The organism is Bartonella sp. AA168HLJHH (assembly GCF_042197365.1).
Classification (GTDB): domain Bacteria; phylum Pseudomonadota; class Alphaproteobacteria; order Rhizobiales; family Rhizobiaceae; genus Bartonella.
Genome location: NZ_JBHIRS010000001.1, coordinates 168,936 through 191,924 on the forward strand (window position 1 = coordinate 168,936; position 22,989 = coordinate 191,924).

A 22,989-nucleotide genomic window follows, 5' to 3' on the forward strand; every position below is an offset into this window, starting at 1 on the left:
AAGCCTGCAACTTGTTAGGCAAGCACTGGAGGAGTGGTCCGCTGAGTCTTCATCGCCATTTTAGTATTTGTGCGTTTGCAGTGATCAAACAGTTGATGCAGAAGTTGATAGCAATAACATTGATATAGGCGATATTGATTACCTGTGACTACCTCAGCAGAAGCTGTACGTAATTTTATTGCCCAGCCTTCTAATAAAAAGAAGTTTATTTTTAGTACATATCACTCTGCGGAAGTAATAAAGAATGCGCTATCCGAGAATGAAAATAGCTTTTCATTCGATATCGCTTTTTATGACGAAGCGCACAGAACTGCGGGAGTTTCAAACTCTCAGTTTAATATTGCTCTTGACGATGCTGCCATAAAAACAAAGAAAAAACTTTTTCTTACCGCCACAGAGCGCCTCGTTAGACCAAAACTAAGTTCAAAACTCGAAGAACATAATCTCTCTGTTTTTTCTATGAATAATAAAAGTATCTATGGTGATGTTTTTCACCGGCTTACGTTTGGTGAAGCAATAGAGAAAAATATTATCTCAGATTATCGCATTGTATTTACGGGAATTAGCAGTTCTGAATATAATCAACTTATAAAAAACAATGTTTATGTGACTGATGATAATAGTCATACAGAAACTGTTCAAAATATTTATAAAATAGCTTTGCTAAAGAAATCCATACAAGATCTTGGATTAACAAAGGTTATATCATTTCACTCCAAGATTTCTGAATCTCGTGATTTTGCAAATCGCTTGTCTGCTGAGAGCTCTTTTTATGATAAAAAGACTGCTATTGCACACATCAACGGAGCCATGACTGCTCAAGATCGTGCTGAAATAATACAAAATTTTGAAGACTCAGAACTGGGCGTGATCACAAATGTTCGTTGCTTGACTGAAGGAATAGATATTCCTCTAATTGATGCTGTCTTCTTTGCTGACCCTAAAGGTTCAATGATTGACATTGTGCAGGCTGTCGGTCGTGCTGTAAGACAGAAATTTGGAGAAACAGGCAGGCTTTCGTATATAATCGTTCCTGTGTTACTCGATCAAGAAGGTGAAGATGTACTTTCTGGAGCTGGATTTGAAGCTTTATTTAATCTCATTCAAGCTATGCGAGATCAAGATGAAGCTCTTGCAGAATGGATCGATTCAATCAATTTGTCTGCTGCAAAAGGTCGAATAAAAGGTAGTAGTTCTGTTCCGGGAAAAGTAGTTATAAATCTGCCAACGGAATTGAACACTTCGGACTTTGAAGATGCGCTTTTGCTACGAATTGCAAACGTAAACAAAAACCCAACGGGTAGCATAGGTGTCGGTAGTAAACTTGGAAAAAATGAAAGAAAAGGCGACTTCACACGTATTTTTAAGACACTTTGTGACTATACACCAATAAAATTAGAAGAAAGCTTAATAGCTCCTACATTTGAAATTATCACTGATAACCCTGATGCAATATACACGTCAAAAGAGATCAGAATAAACAATAACAATGTATCTCACTGTAAAAGGGTTGGCTTCCTTCATGAAGTAGAGAGAAACAAATACCAATTAAGTAAACTAGGCCTTTTGTACAAGCAAGGCCATATAAGCTTTTTAGACGCTCTTAAAAACCAGTTTCTTTTGTACAGGGAAGAACATAAAGACGGTATTCTCTTTCCATATAGGGAGGCGATTAGCTTCATGCTTGAAATAAAGAGCCTGAACTACATCCAGTTTTTGTATAGCTTATTTTCAATTCAATTCAATGATGGAAAGCCTGATTTAGAACTTGCAATATCGGTTGCCAAGGAAATAGAAGCTGCATACCCTAATATTTTGCTTACAAACGAAGCAAATAAAAATGAGATACTTAAAGACTTAAATTCAAGATATGAAAAGGATTTTTCGTACAATAATGTATGGACAGATCGTACTACAGCTGGAAACCAGTATCGGTACCTTATGCGGCACCTAGAAATCTTTGATGAGTGCTTTACCTCAAATAAAAATATCTTCTTGATAATAAAGGAAAAAGAAGCGTTCCTAGCGTCACTCCTTGCGGAGTCAGAAAAACACATACATAAAGATTATGGAGATACGCTATGGGTGAAATAAATCAAAAAAAATATTTTAGCAAACATTTAAAGTCACTTGGTCACACTCCGATTTATAAAATGCATAAATATTTCGCGAGAAGACCTCACAATGTATTTCGTGAACTCATCGACTTTTATACGAAGGAAGGTCAAATAATTTTTGATCCATTTGGTGGAGGGGGCGTCACCTTAATTGAAGGGTTAACTCTTAATCGAAAAATTGTTTCGACCGATGTTAATCCGGTAGCCTCTTTCATCCAGTATTGCCAAATTTGTGACGTTGATGCCGCTAAAATTCTTTCTTATGCACTTGACCTTAAGAAAATGGTTAAAGGTCATTTTGAAGATTCTTTTACAACAAAATGCGGAAACTGCAAAAACGACAAGGCACATGTTCGTTGGATAGAGCATGCATATTTAATAAAGTGTCCACATTGTAGCAAAAACACGTCCTTTCGTAATGACAATAAAGCGCTTAACGATGCTGGAAAACCAAAGAATGGCATATATGTCTGCGACCATTGCAGCTCAAATATTAAAGCAGCAGACGCTCCCAGAATTTCCAGTGAAATAATTAGCTTAAGATATCGATGCAAGAAATGCGGAGCACATGATGCAAAGGAACCGTCTAGAGACGATATTGAGAAACATAAACAATATAGGGAAAACCTAGAGAAATTAAAAACTAGTTTAGGACTTCATTTTCCTGATTTTGAAATTCCGGCTGAATGGGACCGACAACAGGAAGACTGTCTTCATAGAAAAGGCTTTGTGAAATTTACGGATTTTTTCACCCCAAGAAACCTTTTGATTTCGGCGAGCTTTTTTGAAATGGCCAAGAAGCTTAAAATTCAAAAAGATATGAGTGATCCCGAGTATGATTTTTTAATATTTATATTGAGTTCATTAATCAGGTACACCAACAACATGAACTTCTCAACTTCATCTTGGATGGATGGAAGACCTGTTGCGTGGGCAAAGCATGCGTTTTGGATACCAAATCAATTTATTGAAGCCAATCCATTTGAATATTTTGACAATAGATTAAAGGCGATCAAGTCTGGCCTAAAAGATCGAGATTCTAGATTTAATTCAAAGAAAAATACTCTGAACTTCTCAGACCTTGAAAAGGGCTCTGCCGACTTCATGGTGCAATGCGTGGATTCAAAACAGGTCGATATCCCAGATGGTTCTGTCGACATGATTATAACTGATCCACCATATGGAAGTAATGTCCAATATGGTGAATTGTGTGCTTTTTGGCAGGTCTGGTTAGAAGGCAGAACTAAGTTTCCATTTCCAGAGCATAAGCTTGCCTCTGAAGCCGTTGTTCACAGAAAAACAAAAGATAAAACCTACCAGAAAGATTTTTCCGATTACTATGAACTTTTACTCGGCGTTTTTCAAAAATGTAACAGAGTATTAAAATCAGACGGTTGCTTGGTTTACACCTTTAACAATAAAGATATTAGAGCATGGTATGCCGTTATCAAAGCAACCTTGGATGCAGGATTTCATATTGAACCGGAAGGGATTTTTTACCAAGAAGCCATTCATGCTTATCGAGATACGGCGCACCTCCGTCACGATGGAACTCCACAGGGTGATTTTATTTATACATTCAGCAAGAAAAGTCTGCCTAATGAGAAAGACTATAATGGCAGTTTCAATGAATGTCTCAATGATACGATGTTAAAGCTTCAAGAAAAAGACTGCAGTGTGTCATTCGGGGAATTTTTAGTTGAGCTTTATGCTAACTCGGCCCTTTGCCTAATACGTCAGATTAAAGATGGAGCAAATATTGAGGATATCGAAAACGAATTTAATTCGATGTCGCTAGAAAAAGCCTATGCGCGGATAGATCTAAGAACTAATCAAGAAACGGAGGGCTTAGCGGATGTTGCAGCTTGCTAAATCAGAAAATCAACCACGTTTGATATGGTCGGATTTGGAAGATACATTTTCGTCTACAGAACTCTGTAAATCTTTAGAAGATCTAGAAGAAAAATATAATGTTTCAAATGAAGAATCTTTCTTTAAAAAACTAGTTAACACTTCTGTTTCAAAATTACAGCCATACCACAGGTGGGTTAGATACCGCGAAGGTTATGCAGGAGATCTTGTTAAAGAAATTTTATCCAGATACCCAAACGTTTCTGGCAGTATTGTTCTTGATCCCATGTGCGGCTCAGGTTCAACCTCTGTAGCAGCGTCAGAGCTAGGCATTTCATCTGTCGGCCTAGACGTTAATCCTTTCGCAATATTATCTACAGAAGTCAAATCTTACGCTTTATCTACAGGTGAACTGCAGAAACTTCATAAGATAATAAATAATTGGAATAAATGTACTGACCATGAAAAATATGAATACAACGAATATGAGGATCAAATTAGTAAATATTTTGATCAAGGCAACTTTACTGAACTTGTTAAAATAAAGCGTCGCATTCACGAAGAATCAAATAAACGCATATTCAACATTTTGAATTTTTGTTTATTAGCAATTTTGGAGGACTGTTCTAATCGAAAACGTGATGGTAACGGGCTGGCAACAAGACCTTCACCTGTAGGTGACGTTAAAAAGCGTTTCTTGGACCAGCTGCAACTAATACTGATTGATTATGAAGAGAACCCACACAATGAGGACAGTTTAGCACGTGGCGTAGAATTTGATGCAAGAAAGTTGAGTTTAAGTGCTATATCTGGCGATCACGCTGGCTCTATTATATTTTCTCCGCCCTATGCAAATTCATTCGATTATTTTGAATCATATAAGCTGGAAATTGTTTTTGGAGAATATTCTCTACTAAGCAAACTTGGCAAATACAGGGAAAGGCTTGTACGAAACTATAGAATTAAAAAGTCTGCTGAAAAAACAACTGATATTGATTTAGTTGATACGCTGTGTGTTGAAATCGAAAAAAAGATTCCTGAAAAAGAGAAAATGACTGGCAAGCGTGACAGTCGTACACGTCTCGTGCTGGGTATGCTTCGATCATATTTTTATGATATGCGAACAATTATTGAAAACTGCTACGATGTTTTATTAAAAGGCGGATTTATGCACATCGTTGTCGACCAAAGTGCTTATGTAGGAATACCCATACCCACAGATACACTCCTAGCTAAGATAGCAGAAGATACAGGTTTCAAAGTAAGGGAAATGATTGTTTGCCGAGGAGCTAGCACATCTGGCCAGCAGCTGAAAATGAACCCAAGACTCAAAGAGCTGCTTAGAGAAACAATAATTGTACTAGAAAAACCACTCTAGTGTATTTGATAAAGCAAGCATTCGGCATACCTACGCCGAACTAGCCCTTTGAGCTTACGTCTGCCCGCCCAAACCCAGCGCATGAACTGTTCTGGTACTTCGGCGTATTCCTCACGATTGATTTTACGGCGCAGTGTTGAACGCTGGAGTGCTCCGCCGCCAAGATTGTAGGTGAATAACACTAGCGCATCGAATTGGCCATCTGTCAGCGGCACATTGATTAGGTGCAGGACGGCACGCTCTGCGATCGTGGCATCTTGGCGCAAGAGTTCTTCAGCCTGTGTTTCATCAATGCCTGCCGAAAAGTCCTCGTCGTTTTTCACAACATGGCCATAACCGATTGTGGGATAGCCAGCTGGGCAAAAATAAACGGTTCGAGAGAAGCCCTCGAACCGTTTGATCAGGTCCAATTCGTTTTGTGTGATATGTCTCATTTTTCCAGTGTTCCTATAACTTTAAGGTTCTTGCTCCCATATTCAAAAACGCCATGCCATTGCTCTTGCCCGAGGACTTCTTTGCGCTCAATCATCAGCGTAAAGCGGTCAATGCCGTATTGCTTGGCCGTGGCGTAATCTTCCAGTGCGTACCAAGCTTTACGGGCCAGTGTGGTGGCCATTTTCTTGACCGTGTATTCAAAAGCATCGAGCAGTGCTTCGAGCTCTGCATCGGTACACTTCTCATTTTGAACATCTTCAATCACGGCCTTGTAAAATAGTTTGCTCATGGTGTTATCTCCCTGTTTTCAATTACTTTTTACACTTACAGTAACGCTTCATTCCGGGCGCTTATCAAGTGAATAAGATCTTGTTTTTCAAGGATTTGAGCGGAACTTGGCTAAGGCACGTTGATCAAACCAGAAGGACATGACAGCGGCAAATAATGCCTGTGTTTCAGCATCCCACAGGGCGATCAGTCCGTCAGTAATTCCGACACCCTGATCCAATAACTTGAACAGTGCAGCGGTTTTGACGGTGGCGAACAGAATGAAAAACGCATAGGTGATAATCGGGCGAACAGATGCACGCAGAGCCTCAACCCATTTCACCCCACTGGGCTGGCTGGCATGAGCATAGAGCGCTTTGCTTTCTGCCACATCGGCCTGCACCTGTATTTCTTCAAGACGCTGCGTATGGCCTTGACGTTGCGCTTCCGTATAAAGCTCACGGATGACAGACAGGTGCTTGTAAATGGCGCTTTGTTCTTTATCCAAAGCCTGTGCGGCAAAGGCCAGATCATCCAGAGTGGCCTCATGGATAGGTTTGGTGGTGTCTTCTTCTATGGCACCAAGTGCCGGGATTTGAATAAATGCCGGAACATATTTGGCGTAAAGGCTGTCTTTAATCAGCTTTTGTAACGATGGTTTAAACATGAAACCTCCTTGATTTCGTGGGTTAAAATTTGCTCTTTGGTCATGTCGTTTCGGCTGCCGGGTTCTGACGCCGCCCAAAGAGCAAAGCGGTCGCGGTATTTCCTGCTTCAGGTCTTGTATTTCCGCGAGAACCCGGCATGTTTTCTTGCCTTCAAGGAGTTACTTACCGAGAGGACTCAAAAACTGTCGGCGGCTCAGTGCAGATATTCCGCAAAGCCACGCTCCTTCAGCGATCCGCGAAGTTCGGACAGCGTCCCGTAGAGGGTTGAGCGTGGGGTTTTGGTTTTGCGTGAGATTTCACTGATGCTGAGCGTTCGCAGATCAACCAGCAGAAACACAAGATGCGGCGGCATCTGCTGAACAGCTTGTTCAAGGTCAATTTGAAGGTCGCGGTTGGTCAGGTCTTCGGTTGCAGGGTCAGGCAGAGCGTTGTCGTCGCCGTCCTTATCCTCAAGCCACGCATCAAGTGAAAAATCACTGATGCCGGACCCACGTTTTTGGGCGCGGGCAGCCTCAATGAGGCTGGCACATTTGTGGTTGAGGATGCGGTCAACAAAGGTCGACCATTTTGCTTTTTCAGGAACATAAGCCTGCTTGCGGGATAAATAATCCAGCATCAGCTCTTGCTCGAGGTCCTCGACTTCTACGCCATGAATGGCGGAGTGCCGCATCAGGCTGCGTGCGTGATAACGGACTTGGTTTACGACATAAGGATAGATGCCTTCATAGTTGTTTTTGCTCATGATTTTCGTCTCCTGTTGCGGTTAGCCGCCACGCGGGCGGGTCAACTGGGACTGGCGAAAACTCACTGGAGACTCTGAAAATCGGTGCGTTACTCAAGGCGCAAAAACAAAAAAGCCCCGCATGCCGGGGCTTTGGTGGGTGTAAATTTTTTTGAAAAAAATTTCAGGGTGGTCGGTGAAATTTCACCGAAGGGAGATTAGGCAAATCCAAAATGCTTTAATTGCTCATCCCAAATATCGGGAAATGGGGTTTGTATATCCTGCAGGCTTAACTGGCGCAGCTGCGTGCCATCCAAGATGGCCTTTTTGATCTGGGGAGCAAGTTGATTGAGGCGCAGTATCCGCGACATATAAGAGGTGTTGATCTGGCGTTGGCGTGACATGTCATCAATGGATTTATAGCGCCCCGTATCAAGCAGGTTTTGCCAGTAATAGGCTTTGGCCAAGGCCGTTACGAGTGTTTCGTCTTGCTTGGGTGCTTCTTGTGGCGGGGTCATTTGGTAGCCTTCAGGCAAAATAATCATTTTCTTGCCACCATATTTCTTGATCCGCATTGGCACCCGGATTGAAATGGTGTTGTTCGCCATCATTTTTACGCATTTATCCATGCTTTCTCCTCCAGTTTTTTTGTTGAAGTGCCTTGCAGCCGCTTGTCTTGCTCGTCCAATTCCCGAGCCAAACTATCCATGCCTGCAGCCCTGATCCGGATATCGACAAATTCATAATTGACGATGACTTTTTCAATCATCAGCTCAAGGATGCGTTGTTTTTCAGCAGGATAAAGTTCTTTCCAGATCGGGACGATGTCATTCAGGTTGCTGTAAACCTCATGCTCCGTGATGGTCTCATCCTCTTTTTGTGCTTCGCGCCACGTTTCCATGATCATCTCCGGCGAGGCAAAAACAGCTTGAAGCTGATTCAATATCAATGCCTCCATTTCATTGGTGCTGACATTGCGAACCTTGCAATCCGGGTTGATACCTTTGCGGTAATGTTCACAGGTGTAATAGCGATAAAACCTGCCACCTTTTTTACGGGTATGACTTGCCACCAATCCACATTCGCATTCACCGCACTTCAAAAGCCCCATCAAAATGGCCTTGGTTTTCTTCCGCGTGATTGCGCCTCGGTTGATGGTATTTTCTTTCATGGTGGCGCGGACTTTATTCCACGTATCCATATCGATGATGGCTGAAAGGCGGCCTTCGTAGATTTTATCTTTATGTTTGATTTTTCCGATATAGATGGGGTTTTGCAGAATCTTATAAAGGCCGCCTTTATCCATTGCTTTACCACCGATAACACGTTCGTTTTTGGTTGTGCGTTTTTTGCTTAATACCCCCATGCGCGGCAACATCTTTGCCATTTCCGTGGGCGACTTGGTCATCAAAAATAGATCGAATATTTTGCGGATACCCTCAGCCTCATCGGGCTCAATCACAAGCTCACGGTTTTTGACCACATAGCCCATAGGTGTGACACCCCCATCCACATGCCTTTGCGTTTGGAGGCTGCCAATTTATCGCGGATACGTTCGCCGATCACTTCACGTTCAAATTGGGCAAAGCTGAACAGGATGTTCAGCGTCAATCGGCCCATTGATGTGGTGGCGTTGAATTGCTGAGTAACGGAAACGAAGGACACTTTGTGCTCGTCAAACAGATCAATCAGTTTGGCAAAATTAGCCAAGGAGCGTGACAAGCGGTCAACCTTGTACACGACAACTGTATCAATCAGGCTGCTTTTGATGTCGTCCATAAGGTGTTTTAAAGCTGGGCGATCCATATTGCCGCCTGTAAAGCCGCCATCATCGTAATTATCGGGAAGCTGGAACCAGCCTTCATGCTTTTGTGAGGCGATGTAGGATTCACAAGCTTCTCGCTGAGCATCAAGGCTGTTGAACTCCATGTCTAAGCCTTCCTCGGTGGATTTGCGCGTATAAATCGCGCAGCGTTTTTTCGGTGTGGTTGTGCTCAATGTTTGCCTCTTTGTGCTTTGTTGTTTAATCCGAAGAAGGCAGCTCCAGACCAGCTGCTGCCTGTAATGGCCAGTGCAACCTTGGACAGGCTTTTGTATAGGCAGCCTGCATATTCATAACCTTCCTCTACAATGGTGACCTGATATTCGATGCCCTTATATTCCCGCACCAGTTTGGTACTGGGGATGGGCCGCTGATATTGTGTCTTGCGTTTCGGCTTGGCTTTTTTGCCAGAGCCGAATAAATCATTGGCCTGCTGTTCGATCCGGTTCTCAATCTGTGGATCAACGCCGTAAGCAAGATCCTGCAGGCGATACGCCAGTCTGCAGACAATGTGGCTTTTATGGCCACCAGGTGGTTCGGCCTGATACACATCCCGCCATAAAGCCTTTAAGTCGGATAACGGCATATTTGGGAGCGCCGCCACACGCGCCAGAAGTGTTTTATCCATTCTTCACTTCCTGCGATTCTGCTTTTTTCTTTTACTTCAAGCGGAGGCGTTGCCAGCCCAAGTCGACAATATGGGCGACTTCCTTTTGCCGATCTGCATCGGACACAAGTCCGGCAGGAAGTTGGCCCAGCTTGATTTGTAATCGCTCTCGTTCGGTGAGCTCTTTGTTTTCATGACTCATCAGGAACTCCTTGGTTTTTTGGTTCTTCGTCATGGACATGAATGCTTGGAAAAACCCTGAAGTCCAATGAATTAGAGGGATGTGTTGGCTCGAACTGACGGTTCAGGCGTATCTTGCGACGCAGGATGCCAAGTGTCAGCAAATGTGCTACCTCATTGCGGCGATCTCGTTCATTTATTAGGTTTGGAGAAAGTGAAGACATGGCGAACCTCCTTGAGAATTATTGCGTCGTTCAAGGAGTTACTTACTGAAATGACTTGAAAACTGTCGGTTCAGTCAATGCTGTGCATTGAATCAAATTAGGCTTGTGAAAATCATAAGCCTAATTTATATTAGGTTGTTAATTAAAATATAGTTGAAGTTTGAAAATGTCAATTTTGCTCAAAGATATATGGCCGATTGAAAATTTGGCCGACTATAAAATTCACTTTGCGAGATACAACCAGCACTCGCAGCCGCTAGAGGTATGGGGAAGAAGCAAAGAAGAATGGCAAGGCTGGCAGGAATACTGGCCGGGCCGCAATGATTTTAACAGGCCGCTTATTTTCTCACTCATGCAATTTCACTACGAAACCGACATCTGGCTGTTCGGTGGTGTGTTCAGAGTATTGGAGAAACATGCAGACCGCTATGAGGTTGAGCTTACTGATTTGGGCAAAGAGTTTATTGGGCGTCTGAAAATCCGATCATCTTATCGCAACCGCACGACTAGGACCAATATGGAGCCACATTACCATAAGTTTGAAGTGCAAGAGATTTTGCGTGAGCCATATTCCGGTAGAGCATTCTGCGGATACGATAAAATAGACTTATCATTTGAAGAGCTCGAAGTCTTGATCAAGAATGACAGGCCAGATTGGAAAACAGCACTAGAATGCGTTAAGGGTATTTACCCGATTACCGATACGCATACGGGAAAACGCTACATCGGCTCTGCTTATGGTGATCAAGGCATATGGTCACGATGGAAGTGTTACATTGAAACGGGTCATGGGGAAAACAAAGGCATTCATGATATGATAAACAAAGCGGGAATTGATTACTGCCGTTCTCATTTCCGTTTTGCGTTGCTTGAGCAGCGGCTTAGCACCCCCCCCCCGATGAAAAAATACTGGAAAGAGAAGTCTTCTGGAAACGCATTTTGCTCACAAGAGGCGAGCAAGGGCTTAACCATAACTGAGTGTAAGATGGATAGATTAACACAAGCACAACAGAGTTTATTACAGGCCATTGAGCGCCTGAAACGTGCCATGGAGATGTCGCCCACGGTACAAGAGCTTGCTGTGGAATTGGGGGTGAAAGCACCCAGTGTGTTTGAAGGGCTCAAGCGACTGGAAGATAAAGGCTATATTCGCAGACAGGCGCGAAAAGCGCGGTCCATCGAAATCCTCCATGCACAAACACCGGATAAGACCAACCTGACGGCTGTTCCTGTTTTGGGGATGGTTGCGGCTGGCCAACCGATTCTTGCTCTTGAAAACAAGATTGGTCAGGTCATGGTGCCGAATAATGTTCTACGCGGGAAGTGCTTTGCGCTCAAAGTGCACGGCGACAGCATGATCGATGCTGATATTTTCGAGGGAGATTACGTTGTTGTGCGCCAGCAATCTATTGCTGAAAACAGCGATATTGTGGTGGCCATGGTTGGCGAAGAGGCCACTGTAAAGCGGCTGAGTATTGAAGGGGAGCATATTGAGCTGCGCCCTGAAAATCAGAAACGAAAACCCATCATCATAGGACAACAGGATGAACTTAAAATAATTGGGAAGGTCTTACACGTCTGCTCGGGTATTGACACCGAGGCCCTCCTAGACGAACCCCAAGGAAGATAACTACATGAGCACCTATAATTTACGACGTTTTGCCCAACCTGATGTTTTGAAACACATCGAACAAGATAATCTGATTACTTTTCTTAAACGGTATGAAAGCTACCTGACCAGACGCGGGTTCAGCTTTGAACTGAATGAAGATAATGAGCTGGATTTTGAAACGCTCTGCCAAGTTCTGATGAATCCATCAGAGGATATGGACATTGAATTCGTTGAAGCCTTGTTTTTCATTCAAGAAATGTCCGATGGTGAACATTTTGAAGAGTTGAGTGAACAGGCTGAAGCCAATAATATTGACACGCATGAAGATTCAACAGCAGCTGATTTGGCCTTAGCATTATGGCTGCACGATCCCGAGCTTTTAAAGCGTCCTCACGCAGAGGCGATGATCCTCAAGCCAAAATCATTCATGTATTTCCAGTCTGATCAAAAGTCCCCTGATACGTTTACTCTTCCAAAATCAGAAACCATGCGAACGCTGGAAGCTGATATGGACGCTTGGTTTTTGAAAAATAAACGCGGCACTGACTGTCGAATTTTGCCTGTCAGCGCAGAGGACGAAGACAAGACATACTTCCTGATCCGTCATGGCATGCCGTTTAAGCGTGAGGGCAAGATTGAATCTGGACAATCCAAGACCATTTTTTACCGCCCAGAGTTTCATGACGTGATTGTCTATGATCGTGCCAATAATGAACTAGCCGTCTTTAATAAGTCCGGTGCCAAGAAAGAGCGCACCATGTATTTAGATTTGTTCAGCCAACATCTCTTCGGTCAGGCTGAATATTTCCCCGGCGCAGAAAAATATACATTGCAGCCACTGATCGATAACGGCGTTGATGCTTTGGCTTGTGCCGATATTGATGGACTGGAAGATATAAAGCTGGTAGAAATCCAGCACCAGTTTCTTGGACCGTATAATGACAAGCAGACGCTACGCTCAAATGATGTGTTTGCGTCCTTAGCCTCAAGAGATCGTGAATTCCCGAACTTTGGCAGACTAGTCTCAGCCAGTTTTTCGGTGAAATTTGAAAATGCCAAACGTCCACGCATGGTCAAGGTGCGAACACCGAATATGGCCAACTTTGATCGCAAGGAAGATTCTCACCTGATTGAAACATGGCTGCGGAAACGTGGCTTTGTAAATGAGCAGAAAGAGGAAGAAGACAGCAAACAACCCGTAGCACATCAGGAGAGTCATGACGCCGTATCAATCGCCGCCATGGCGTAAACTCACAGAGCTTTCTGGTGGCAAGGGTGTAAAAGCTGAATGGCTAGACTTTCCAGAAGAATTGCTTGCCATCACCAATGAGCAGGCATCTGCCATTCCCTGTAATGGCCGAGCTGGGTGCTACATGAATGTCGTGCAACATGGGTCTAGCGATATTGTTGGCATCTGCACATCAGATACCAAGCAGTGCGACCGACGCACGCTCAAAAAATCAGAACTGGCGCTGTATCGCATAGATCATAAAAAGCTGGCGACCAAAATTGCTGAGGCCATTGGTTTTACTGAGGAAAATGAAAAGATCACGGGCCAAACGGCTCTTTGGAAATTTGGTGTGCTCAATCCGCAAGCCGAGCATAGCTTTCCTGTCTATTGCTTTTTGGGCCAGACATCCTCGCAGTTGGATAAAATTGTCAATCAGCTTTGCATGGCTGATCAGACGTTTCTGTTAATTGCCTCCACCAGCAGTCTTATCAGCACTGCCAGCTCTGACGCAAGCATCAGGCATAAATCCAAGCTCATCGGCATAAATGATGTGCTCGTCGTTGATGCTGCAGGCAAGGTCACGGCGAGAGACAGCGCTCAAACCATCATCTCCAATTGGTTGGAAACGGTGTTGCCGAAATCAGCTAAACCGGGATCTGAGTACCAATTCCCGACACCAGCAGGCGCAACATGGGAGCAGTTTGTGTTCGAATTTACCGCAACAGAGATGTTGTCAGTGACATGCGGACAAACTCAGAAACGTCTGGAACCTGAGCATCTGAAGATGAAAGATCAGAGATCTGGAAAAAGAACGAACCAGTGGACACTCCTATTGGTTCTTGCAAAAACCGGGGGAAGCCTCTCGTGGCAGGATAGCGATGCAAATGATAAGCTAAAAAAGCAGAAGCAGGAATTAGCAAACAAACTCAAACAGACCTTCGGCCTTTCTGAAAACCCGCTTCGATGGTCGCGTAAAGAGGAGTGCTATAAAGCCCGCTTCATCATTCGCGCAGATGATAATGTCCTGCGTCAGCTCACTGGTTGACAATGCTAGGCATAGACTGCTGCGAACTGGTCAATTGCCAAACCCTTGATTTCCCATGACTAAAAGCTCCGTACTTCGTTTTTCCAAGTACGGTGTTTTTCAGGAAAGGGGCATATATAGGAGAAAAATTAGAGAAAAACGGGGTGTTTTTATAGAGAGGAAGTCAATTGCAAATAGCGAAAAAGCCCGCAAATGCTGGGCTTTTGAGGCTATGCCATATAAGGCATATGAAAGTTCGTTTTAGGTTAATGGCGGAGAGAGAGGGATTCGAACCCTCGATATGGTTTCCCATATACACGCGTTCCAGGCGTGCGCCTTCAACCACTCGGCCACCTCTCCAGAAGTTCGCACTATACCCAGAAAGAAATAACGTGCAAGTCTAAACTATACATTCAAAACCCAAAAAACAAATTCATTTATTAAAGTAAGAGCTTTTATCTGTTGAATAACAAGCACATCCCTTCTTTTTAAGAAAAAACTTTTTTCGTGGATAGGTTTGTAGAATACAATAATGAGAATAAAAAGATTGTCACCAGTTATAAACTTTCATGCTCATTTACGCACTTTCTGCTTCACAAAAAAATACTTCTCTTAAAATTAGCATACAGCCCATAGTTTTACACAACCAAATAATTAAAATCACTTACTTATACGTCATAGGAAGGGATGGTATGTGGGGGAAGAACATTTTAAGAGAGGATAAGCGGCTCTTATGCATTTTCTTAAATAGCACGAATTTTTGCAACATTGAGAGCTGTAAAATAGTGTGATGGTATCAGTTTTCTCTTTCATAGGATTACATAATAAGCCCTATTCTAAATCCTCTATTCAATTTCACACTTCTATATTTAGTTGATACTAAAGAAAATAAAATTCAGAAAAAACTTTGTATTTTTAATTTAATATGTATGAATATATCTTATTTTCTGAAATGAAAAAATAGTCTCATTTTGATCAAATACAAAATCATAAAAATGCAAACCTGTTTTCATTTTTACCATATACTTTTAAATCCAGCTTTACAGTTTTCAAAATATCTAAAGTAATCTCAATTATTTAAAAAAAATTATGTATTACTTCATACTTTTGATTATCGCATTCTTTAAGCGTGATATGGTCTCATCACAAAACAGAATACTCTAAAAATACTATTTTCTTTCCCATCCACACGTTTGTAAAAAAACATCTCTTAAAGCTTGCTACATCTACCTCATACGGTATCTATGAATGGTATAAAATCTATTGGATAACATCATCTTTCCTTAAATAAAAAGTAAAAGCCAAGTACTATCACGCTATTTGTCGCCTAATGTTACAATATCTATTGCTATTTGAGAGAATGCATAAAAGGAATTTATTCTTTCTTAGAGTGTTTTTATCCATACATTACTCCTCATTGTAATGTATAAAAGAGTAATTTTTATTAATTAAATATAGAGAAATTTAAAACGAAAAAACCCTACAATATTCAGGGTTCTCATTATGTAAAACGATAAATTACCATTATAAATTAATATACTGTATTAATGTTTTACAGCACTAAAGATCTGATTAGTCTGCAAAATGAGCTCGTTCTTTCCCCTTAATGTTCTTTATTACCTTATATCCTTGCTTAGAGCACGTACAGCTCGTGCAGTTTCACATTGTAATGCTTTTTGTGCTAAAATTTTCATATCTTCAAAACTATGAGTCTGTAAACACGCCTTTACTGGAGAAATATCGCAAGATATCATAGAAAGCTCATTAATTCCCAATCCAGTCAAAATCATTGCACCAAAAGGATCTCCAGCCATACCACCACATACACTAACCCAACACTTATGTTGTGCAGCTCCCTGAATAGTCTGATAAATCATACGCAAAACTGCTGGATCAAGGCTATCAGCTTCAGACACAAGGTACGGATTTTGCCGATCAACAGCCATTGTATACTGTGTTAGGTCATTGGTTCCAATTGAAAAAAAATCAACATGGGCGCTTAATACATCTGCCATAATGGCCGCTGCTGGAACTTCGATCATAATACCAAGTTTTAATTTTGGTGCATCAACATCGTTGCGGATTTCCTCTGCAATCTTTTTTATAGCGACAATCTCTGAAACAGACATGACCATCGGAAACACAATCCATAGATCTCCACCCTCTTTTGCCGCTCGATATAAAGCACGTAATTGAGGCACCAAAAGATCACGTCGACGTAACAAAAGCCGCGTTCCTCGAACACCTAAAAAAGGATTGTCCTCTTTAGATAAATGTAAATGCGTAACCTGTTTATCTCCACCAATATCAAGTGCACGAATAATTAATGGCTTATCTCCTACAGCTGTAATCATCGCCCGATATATATTAAATTGTAGCTCTTCATCCGGAATATATGGATTCTCTAAAAACAAAAATTCCGTGCGCATGAGTCCAACACCTTCAGCCCCTAAATCAAGCGCAACAGGAACCTGATTTGCGTAATTGACATTAGCCATGATACGAATTCTTTGACCATCTGTCGTTTGCGCTGGTAATCTACATGCATTTATTTCACTGACACGTTTTTGCGCAACAGTATCAATATGCCTTTGAGCATCTTCAACGTCTTCAAGCGTAGGATTAAGGTAAATAAACCCGTTATCGCCATCAATAATAGCCTGAATATCAGACTGAATTGCTAAAATATCATCACCTGCAGCAACAACCATTGGAATACCAAGAGTACGCGCCAAAATAGCTGTATGAGATAATGGACCTCCCCATGCTGTTGCTAATCCTTTTACCCTTGTACAATCAAGTTGTGCTACATCAGAAGGAGAAAGGTCATTTGTAACCAGAATTACACCATGTGGAATATCATTTAAAAAGAACGATCTATAGGATGGATTGATTTCACCTAAAACACGTCGACCAACATCAACTAAATTAACAGCACGTGCTGCTAACAAAGGATTATCTACCTTAAAAAACATATCTGAAAATTGACGAACCGCTCTATCCCAAGACCAAGCGACACCATGACCTTCCGCTATAAAACGACAAGCTTGAGCTATTAAATTTTCATCTTCAAGCAAAACCATTTGCGCAGAAAAAATCGCAGCAGAATCTGCTCCCATACGCACTGTAATATCAGAAATCACAGATGCCATTTTATGTTTTGTTTTTGTAAGAGCATTTTCAAGACATGCTGCACCAGCTGCAAAATCAATTGGCTGATCTATTATGGAAATATCATTTTGCCTTAAAACAAAAATCTTACCAAATGCTAATCCTGAACTCGCTCCAACACCAGAAATGCCTTTTTGCATAGAGCGTGGATACCAACCATGAAAAGCCTTTGTTTGAGATTCCATTGCTCTCATCAGACATTTTTCACTAATACTCACTTTTTTTGCAATAGCAATGGCATCATTGAGAAGTTGTGCTCCTTCTGCAGCATCTGTAGAAAAAATCAGAACATCACCGTTTTTTGCTCCTAATTGCAATAAACCAACCAAATTTTTCATTTCAACGGTATATTGACCATGGCGAACTCTGATAGAGTTTTGAGCCTTTTTCGCAAAATCAACCCATAGAGAAGCTGGTCGTGCATGAAGACCACTTGGATAATCTAAAGTCCATTCCTGACACACCGAAAGGTCACCAATAAAAGTTTTTTCTATCTTCATCTCTTGGTCAAACAAAGTTGTAACAATTTGCTGTTTGTCCATAGTTGTTGCAAGTACTTCAAGCTGTTTTTTATCAAATAAAAGAGACGTCAATTTTTTACAAATTTCTCTATAGCGATCTGGACACGCTGCAATGGCAATAACCAAATATGCTTTCTTGCCATCCTGCCACTCAACACCAGCAGGCACCTGTATAACAGCAACAGCATCCTTGATAATTAAATCACGATTTTCAGCCATACCATGAGGAATGGCTATACCATTTCCAAGCCAAGTATTGGTTGTTTCTTCACGTGCAAGCATACTTGCCAGATAACACTTATCAACTGCACCAACCTGCACAAGCAATTCAGCAGCAGCATAAATTGCATCATTTTTATGATCAAAAGCAGCTGCAAGTTGTACAGATCTTATAGACAAGATTTCACCATCAGTAAAATCTACATTCATTGCTTCTGCTTTCTCATATCTCATCATGAATTCAAATTGCCTCACATTTGAACACCAATATCTCTGATACATTCCTTTTCAAAGCTGCATTTCCCAAAATACAAGCTATAAATACCACCACAGCTCTCTTTATATTTTACAGAATATAGCTAAGTGAGGTGCTTAAATACCTCAATATAACCGATAAAACAATTAGATATTATTATCCACCTCAGTGCTCAAAACCATCATAAACAAGTCTGCCTCTTACTCTTTTACTTTACAAAGACAAAACCCCGTTTTTTACAGCACCAATCACCTGAAAAACTATGCTTTCAAAATGCTCTCATTATCCTAAGTTATCCAACATAACTTTTCACTATTCTCCCTACAAGAAAGCATCCTTCCCAATCATCCGTAACTTCAGCTAATATTTTAATTGATTCCTCAAAGTTTATTTAACCTATTATCCCTCTTTATAAGTTCATTACATAATTACAAATTGCTCCATGCAACTTATCATCTTTAAAATTCCGTGCTACCCATCTTATGATATCAAACTCTCGATATATAATATTTATATATTTTAAGCTACACCTTTACTTCAATCAATATCGCAAATACACAATACCCTCTGTCGCACATTTGCAAAGTACGACATCCCCTCCCAAGCACCATCACCAACTACTAAAATCAAGAAAAACTCTACAAATAAGATAAATAAAGTAAAAAATGAAAAGCAATTATTGCCTTAACCCTAGCTCTTATGCTTGTCTATTTTCAACAATACACAATAATAGTGAAATCAGAAAAAATATTCTTGAAGGGCGCTGATTGCAAGTTGGTTATTTTTATATCTTTAAACACCGTACTCCTTAAAAATATAATTTCACTCTCGATTTACCGAAAATTCCTTAATGCACGTCACTTTCAAAGTAGTTTTGACTACCTTCTTATGGATTTTTTATCCCTATGTCTTTTTAAATGAATAGCCCCACCTACCCACACTACCACCTAAAAACAGTATGACAACTCATCAATACCACAATGCCGATAAAAAGATCCATCTTTATCAAAATGATTACATCAATAATGCTCTCATTAAATTTCTCATAATTTTCTGAAAACAAACTGCTTCTCTTATAAGAAATTACTCGACGCTTCTTCATACATAAAAAGAAAGTCTCTCCTCACTGATTATTATACAGAAACTTATCAACAAACTCTATCATAATATCAATATGTTCAGTACTTAAATACTAACATAACAGCGCACAAACTTTTTCCCTCATTGAGAAAAGCCATTTCCCCGATTCTACCTTTTTATCTTCTACATTTATTATAGTACCAACGCAAAAAGAGAAAGATGAGATTCATCTTTCCCTTTGAATACTTATAAAACCACAACTACAATTCAATGAAATCCCGTTGATGGCTAGAGAGTGTTACAGATTACTCTGCTGCCTCCACCATAGGAATGACTGAAACATAGGAACGATTACCCGCTTTGCGTTGAAAAGAAACCTTTCCATTTGATAATGCAAAAAGCGTATGGTCTTTTCCAATGCCGACATTGTTTCCAGGATGCCAACGTGTACCACGCTGGCGAATAATAATATTTCCGGCAATAACGGTTTCACCACCAAATTTTTTAACGCCTAGACGTTTCGATTCTGAATCACGACCATTACGCGAGGAACCACCAGCTTTTTTATGTGCCATAGACGCTCTCCTTTAATCTTTCTTACTCTTTGATGCTACAGATGCTTTCTTCTGCGACGCAGTCTTTTTTTCAACCATTTTTTTAGTCGTCTTCTCAACAGAAGCAGCAGCTTTTGTTTCTTTTGGTGTAGTTTCTTCTTCTTTTATAGGTTTCGCAGCAACTTTTTTAGGTTTTGAACCACCCATTAAAATTTCTAAAACACGAAGCCTCGTAAATTCTTGACGATGGCCACGCGTGCGTTTAGAATTTTGACGACGGCGCTTCTTAAATGCGATAACCTTGCGCCCGCGTGCCTGTTCTAAAATCTCAGCTGTCACCAATGCATCAGCAACGACAGGGGTACCAATAACCGCATTACCTTCTTGCCCAACCATTAATATGTCATTGAATTCAACCACATCACCCGCATTTCCACTAACTTTTTCAACTTTTACCACTTGATTAGCAACAATGCGGTATTGCTTACCACCAGTTTTAATGACTGCGAACATTTTTTATCCTTCCGTTCACTCCAGCTCTTATTTAATTTCTGCCTTGAAATAAGGGAAAATAGGCTGCTTTTTATCAGTCGTAATAGATCCCAAAGAAGGATAAAACCTTCTTCAACACAAATATGCGCAGATTTCCCCACGCTTATATTTTGTATATATGAAGGAATTTCTATTCTCTGTCAATAAAGTCCCATAAAAAAGAAAAAAAGGTTGTACCAAAAACAATTGAAGGTTATCTACCCCTTATACACTCAAATAGTGCCGATTTTTGTTTCACTTTATTATGGAGAGATGGCTGAGTGGTTGAAAGCACCGCACTCGAAATGCGGCATAGGGGCAACTCTATCGGGGGTTCAAATCCCTCTCTCTCCGCCATTAATTTATAAAGCGATATTATTAAAACTGCCTTTAATCGTAGCTTGCCTGTAGCTTGTCTGTAGCTTGCCAGCGGGTTTTGTATATTTTGACACTAGGTTTTGTACCAATTTATTTTTTTCTCAAAGAGTTTTTAAGAGGTTCTCAAAGGATCTTCAAAGACCTTTCAAAGGTCTTTATCGTTTTTGCGAATAAATTCTCATTTTTACAATTTTTGCACTTTTTTGATTTTCTGTTACATAAATCTAGTTCAGATAACAAGAGAAAGCATAGTAAAATTAAAGAATTATTTCATATTTCTCTCTCATTCTACTTTTGCTTAGTTAGTACAAAACCTACTGTCAAATTATATTTATTTTGCACGTCTTGCTTGAATATGTGCTAGCAACCCTAATGTTGAACTATCGCGATTATCCGCTTTACTTTCTCCACGAAGAATTGGTAGTAACTCGTTTGCTAATTCTTTACCAAGTTCAACACCCCATTGATCAAATGAATTAATATTCATTAAAATCCCTTCAACAAAAGTGCGATGTTCATAAAGCGCAATAAGACGACCGAGTGCAAAAGGCGTTAATGAATCTTGAACCAGCGTAATGCTGGGACGGTTTCCTTTAAAACTTCTATGACGTGCTAAATGATCTGCTTCACCCTCATCAACTCCATTTTTTATCAAGATATGCCGAGCATCTTCAATACTACGCCCCTTCATCAAGGCTTTTGATTGTGCTAAACCGTTTGCTAGCAACATCTCATACATAGAATGTAATTTTTTCTCATGCCCTTTTATAAATAAAATAAATTCTACAGGAATAATATCTGTTCCTTGATGCAGAAGCTGAAAAAAAGCATGTTGACTATTTGTTCCTGAATCCCCCCAAACAATTGGACCACTTGAAAAACTTAATGGTTTTCCATCCAGCGAGACTTGCTTACCATTTGATTCCATATCAAGCTGTTGTAAATAAGCTGGAAAATGTATTAAACGCTGTGCATAAGGAATGATCGAACGTGATGAATAACCACAAATAACACGATGCCAGAATCCTAAAAGAGCAAAACGAATAGGAATATTTTTATGCAAAGGCATAGTTTTAAAATGTTGATCCATTTGCAAAGCACCATTGAGAAATTGGCGAAAATTTCCACCACCTATTGCAAACATAACAACAAGTCCAATGGCTGACCAAATTGAATAACGTCCTCCAACCCAATTCCAAAATTTAAAAACTCTTGTGGAATCTATGCCAAATTCTGCCACTTTATCAAGCGCACTTGAAACAGCAACAAAATGCGTACAAACGGCTTCTTCTCCTAAATGTGAACAAATCCACTGACGTGCAACTTGAGCATTGACCATTGTTTCAGCCGTTGTAAAAGTTTTAGAAGCAATGACAAACAGCGTTGTTGCTGGATTCAAAATAGAGAGAGTATCAGAAATATGGGCACTGTCAGCATTCGAAACAAAATGACACTGTGGACCATCATGATAAGGTTTTAAAGCATACGTGACCATTGCAGGACCAAGATCAGAACCACCAATACCAATATTGACAATATCACTTATTCTCTCGCCACTGCCTCCCTTATAGCTTCCATCACGCACCTTTTCAGAAAATCTTTCCATATCGTCAAAGACGTCTTGAATATCGCGAATAAGATTATGACCATCCAACATGAAAATTTCATCAGCAGGTAAACGTAATGCAATATGAAGAACTGAGCGTTTTTCAGTTGTATTAATCGCCTTACCAGAAAACATTGCATCACGCCGGCCTAACACATCTGCTGCGACCGCTAAATCATCTAGAAGTTGCAATGTTTTAAATGTCACACCACATTTTGAAAAATCGAAAAGAAGATCATCAAGTCTGAGGGAAAAATGGGAAAAACGCTGTTCATCTTCTACAAAATGCCGACGAATATCATAGACCCCATCCTTTGCGGCATGGTTTCTTAAAGCTTTTAATGTGGCTTCAAAAGCCATTTCATTTCGAATCGAAAAGCTATCTCCCATAAGCTTATCCTATACGGTTATTGATAATGAAATCTATGCCCAAACAATAACAAAGCAGAAAGCATCTCTTTTATTGCTCGCTATTTTCACTGCTCACATAAAAATGAAGGAATATACAAAATATAAAGGATAAGATCCGAAAATGA

Annotated in this window: 20 protein-coding genes and 2 tRNA genes; 7 read left to right on the plus strand and 15 right to left on the minus strand. The window is 40.7% G+C overall.

The features are described from left to right. Positions 1-144 precede the first annotated feature (144 nt). The 3 genes from ACFINM_RS00670 to ACFINM_RS00680 are packed head-to-tail and all read left to right on the plus strand — an operon-like array spanning position 145 to position 5,346. Positions 145-2,094, plus strand: a complete 1,950-nt coding sequence (locus ACFINM_RS00670) for a helicase-related protein (RefSeq protein ID WP_375639614.1) — start codon at positions 145-147, stop codon at positions 2,092-2,094. Further along, complete coding sequence (locus tag ACFINM_RS00675) at positions 2,082-3,989, plus strand: DNA methyltransferase (RefSeq protein ID WP_375639619.1); 1,908 nt, start codon at positions 2,082-2,084, stop codon at positions 3,987-3,989. Before ACFINM_RS00670 ends, ACFINM_RS00675 begins: the two co-directional genes overlap by 13 nt. Next, complete coding sequence (locus ACFINM_RS00680; protein WP_375639623.1) at positions 3,973-5,346, plus strand: DNA methyltransferase; 1,374 nt, start codon at positions 3,973-3,975, stop codon at positions 5,344-5,346. The genes ACFINM_RS00675 and ACFINM_RS00680 overlap by 17 nt, the downstream gene beginning before the upstream one ends. Here the strand turns inward: ACFINM_RS00680 and ACFINM_RS00685 are convergent. The 10 genes from ACFINM_RS00685 to ACFINM_RS00730 all read right to left on the minus strand — a co-directional run bounded on the left by ACFINM_RS00685 (position 5,343) and on the right by ACFINM_RS00730 (position 10,270). Continuing rightward, positions 5,343-5,780 carry a lysozyme gene (locus tag ACFINM_RS00685; RefSeq protein ID WP_375639627.1) on the minus strand — a complete coding sequence of 146 codons (438 nt, stop codon included), beginning with the start codon at positions 5,778-5,780 and terminating at the stop codon, positions 5,343-5,345. The genes ACFINM_RS00680 and ACFINM_RS00685 overlap by 4 nt on opposite strands. Beyond that, a complete protein-coding gene (locus tag ACFINM_RS00690) occupies positions 5,777-6,070 on the minus strand; it encodes a hypothetical protein (protein ID WP_375639632.1) in 294 nt (97 codons plus the stop codon). The genes ACFINM_RS00685 and ACFINM_RS00690 overlap by 4 nt, the downstream gene beginning before the upstream one ends. A gap of 87 nt (positions 6,071-6,157) precedes the next feature. Continuing rightward, positions 6,158-6,715, minus strand: coding sequence for a hypothetical protein (locus ACFINM_RS00695; RefSeq protein WP_375639637.1), 558 nt, complete (start codon positions 6,713-6,715; stop codon positions 6,158-6,160). Positions 6,716-6,909: 194 nt separating this feature from the next. Next, positions 6,910-7,458, minus strand: coding sequence for an RNA polymerase sigma factor (locus ACFINM_RS00700; protein ID WP_375639642.1), 549 nt, complete (start codon positions 7,456-7,458; stop codon positions 6,910-6,912). Positions 7,459-7,655: 197 nt separating this feature from the next. Beyond that, complete coding sequence (locus ACFINM_RS00705; protein WP_375639647.1) at positions 7,656-8,066, minus strand: hypothetical protein; 411 nt, start codon at positions 8,064-8,066, stop codon at positions 7,656-7,658. Next, positions 8,051-8,929, minus strand: a complete 879-nt coding sequence (locus ACFINM_RS00710; protein ID WP_375639651.1) for a recombinase family protein — start codon at positions 8,927-8,929, stop codon at positions 8,051-8,053. Before ACFINM_RS00710 ends, ACFINM_RS00705 begins: the two co-directional genes overlap by 16 nt. After that, positions 8,896-9,435 (minus strand): recombinase family protein, encoded by a 540-nt coding sequence (locus ACFINM_RS00715; RefSeq protein WP_375639656.1) that lies wholly within the window; start codon positions 9,433-9,435, stop codon positions 8,896-8,898. The genes ACFINM_RS00710 and ACFINM_RS00715 overlap by 34 nt, the downstream gene beginning before the upstream one ends. Further along, positions 9,432-9,887 carry a DUF2924 domain-containing protein gene (locus tag ACFINM_RS00720; RefSeq protein ID WP_375639660.1) on the minus strand — a complete coding sequence of 152 codons (456 nt, stop codon included), beginning with the start codon at positions 9,885-9,887 and terminating at the stop codon, positions 9,432-9,434. The genes ACFINM_RS00715 and ACFINM_RS00720 overlap by 4 nt, the downstream gene beginning before the upstream one ends. A gap of 31 nt (positions 9,888-9,918) precedes the next feature. Next, positions 9,919-10,068 carry a hypothetical protein gene (locus ACFINM_RS00725; RefSeq protein ID WP_375639664.1) on the minus strand — a complete coding sequence of 50 codons (150 nt, stop codon included), beginning with the start codon at positions 10,066-10,068 and terminating at the stop codon, positions 9,919-9,921. Further along, on the minus strand, positions 10,058-10,270 hold the full coding sequence (locus ACFINM_RS00730; RefSeq protein ID WP_375639669.1) for a hypothetical protein: 213 nt from the start codon (positions 10,268-10,270) through the stop codon (positions 10,058-10,060). Before ACFINM_RS00730 ends, ACFINM_RS00725 begins: the two co-directional genes overlap by 11 nt. A 166-nt stretch (positions 10,271-10,436) precedes the next feature. On the opposite strand from ACFINM_RS00730, the gene lexA reads away from it, so the two are divergent. Genes lexA through ACFINM_RS00745 form a run of 3 tightly spaced genes read left to right on the plus strand, consistent with a single transcriptional unit; the run spans position 10,437 to position 14,158 of the window. Further along, the gene (lexA, locus tag ACFINM_RS00735; protein ID WP_375639673.1) at positions 10,437-11,900 is read left to right on the plus strand and encodes a transcriptional repressor LexA; all 1,464 of its coding nucleotides are present in this window, start codon (positions 10,437-10,439) and stop codon (positions 11,898-11,900) included. Between the two features lie 4 nt (positions 11,901-11,904). After that, positions 11,905-13,131, plus strand: a complete 1,227-nt coding sequence (locus ACFINM_RS00740; protein WP_375639678.1) for a hypothetical protein — start codon at positions 11,905-11,907, stop codon at positions 13,129-13,131. After that, positions 13,100-14,158 (plus strand): hypothetical protein, encoded by a 1,059-nt coding sequence (locus ACFINM_RS00745; protein WP_375639683.1) that lies wholly within the window; start codon positions 13,100-13,102, stop codon positions 14,156-14,158. The genes ACFINM_RS00740 and ACFINM_RS00745 overlap by 32 nt, the downstream gene beginning before the upstream one ends. 249 nt (positions 14,159-14,407) lie before the next feature. On the opposite strand, the gene ACFINM_RS00750 is transcribed toward ACFINM_RS00745, so the two are convergent. From ACFINM_RS00750 to rplU, 4 genes are all read right to left on the minus strand, one after another. Then, positions 14,408-14,497, minus strand: a tRNA-Ser gene (locus tag ACFINM_RS00750). A 1,256-nt stretch (positions 14,498-15,753) separates the two neighbouring features. Beyond that, complete coding sequence (gene ptsP, locus ACFINM_RS00755; protein ID WP_375620828.1) at positions 15,754-18,285, minus strand: phosphoenolpyruvate--protein phosphotransferase; 2,532 nt, start codon at positions 18,283-18,285, stop codon at positions 15,754-15,756. Positions 18,286-19,689: 1,404 nt separating this feature from the next. Beyond that, positions 19,690-19,959 carry a 50S ribosomal protein L27 gene (gene rpmA, locus ACFINM_RS00760; protein ID WP_273723965.1) on the minus strand — a complete coding sequence of 90 codons (270 nt, stop codon included), beginning with the start codon at positions 19,957-19,959 and terminating at the stop codon, positions 19,690-19,692. 12 nt (positions 19,960-19,971) lie between these two features. Continuing rightward, positions 19,972-20,451: a 50S ribosomal protein L21 gene (gene rplU / locus ACFINM_RS00765; RefSeq protein WP_375620829.1), complete on the minus strand. Its 480-nt coding sequence runs from the start codon at positions 20,449-20,451 to the stop codon at positions 19,972-19,974. Between the two features lie 285 nt (positions 20,452-20,736). Between rplU and ACFINM_RS00770 the strand changes: the two genes are divergently transcribed. Further along, positions 20,737-20,826 (plus strand) — tRNA-Ser (locus tag ACFINM_RS00770). Positions 20,827-21,178: 352 nt separating this feature from the next. Here the strand turns inward: ACFINM_RS00770 and pgi are convergent. Then, entirely contained in the window at positions 21,179-22,843 is a 1,665-nt protein-coding gene (gene pgi / locus ACFINM_RS00775) for a glucose-6-phosphate isomerase (protein ID WP_375620830.1), read from the minus strand. Positions 22,844-22,989: the final 146 nt, after the last annotated feature.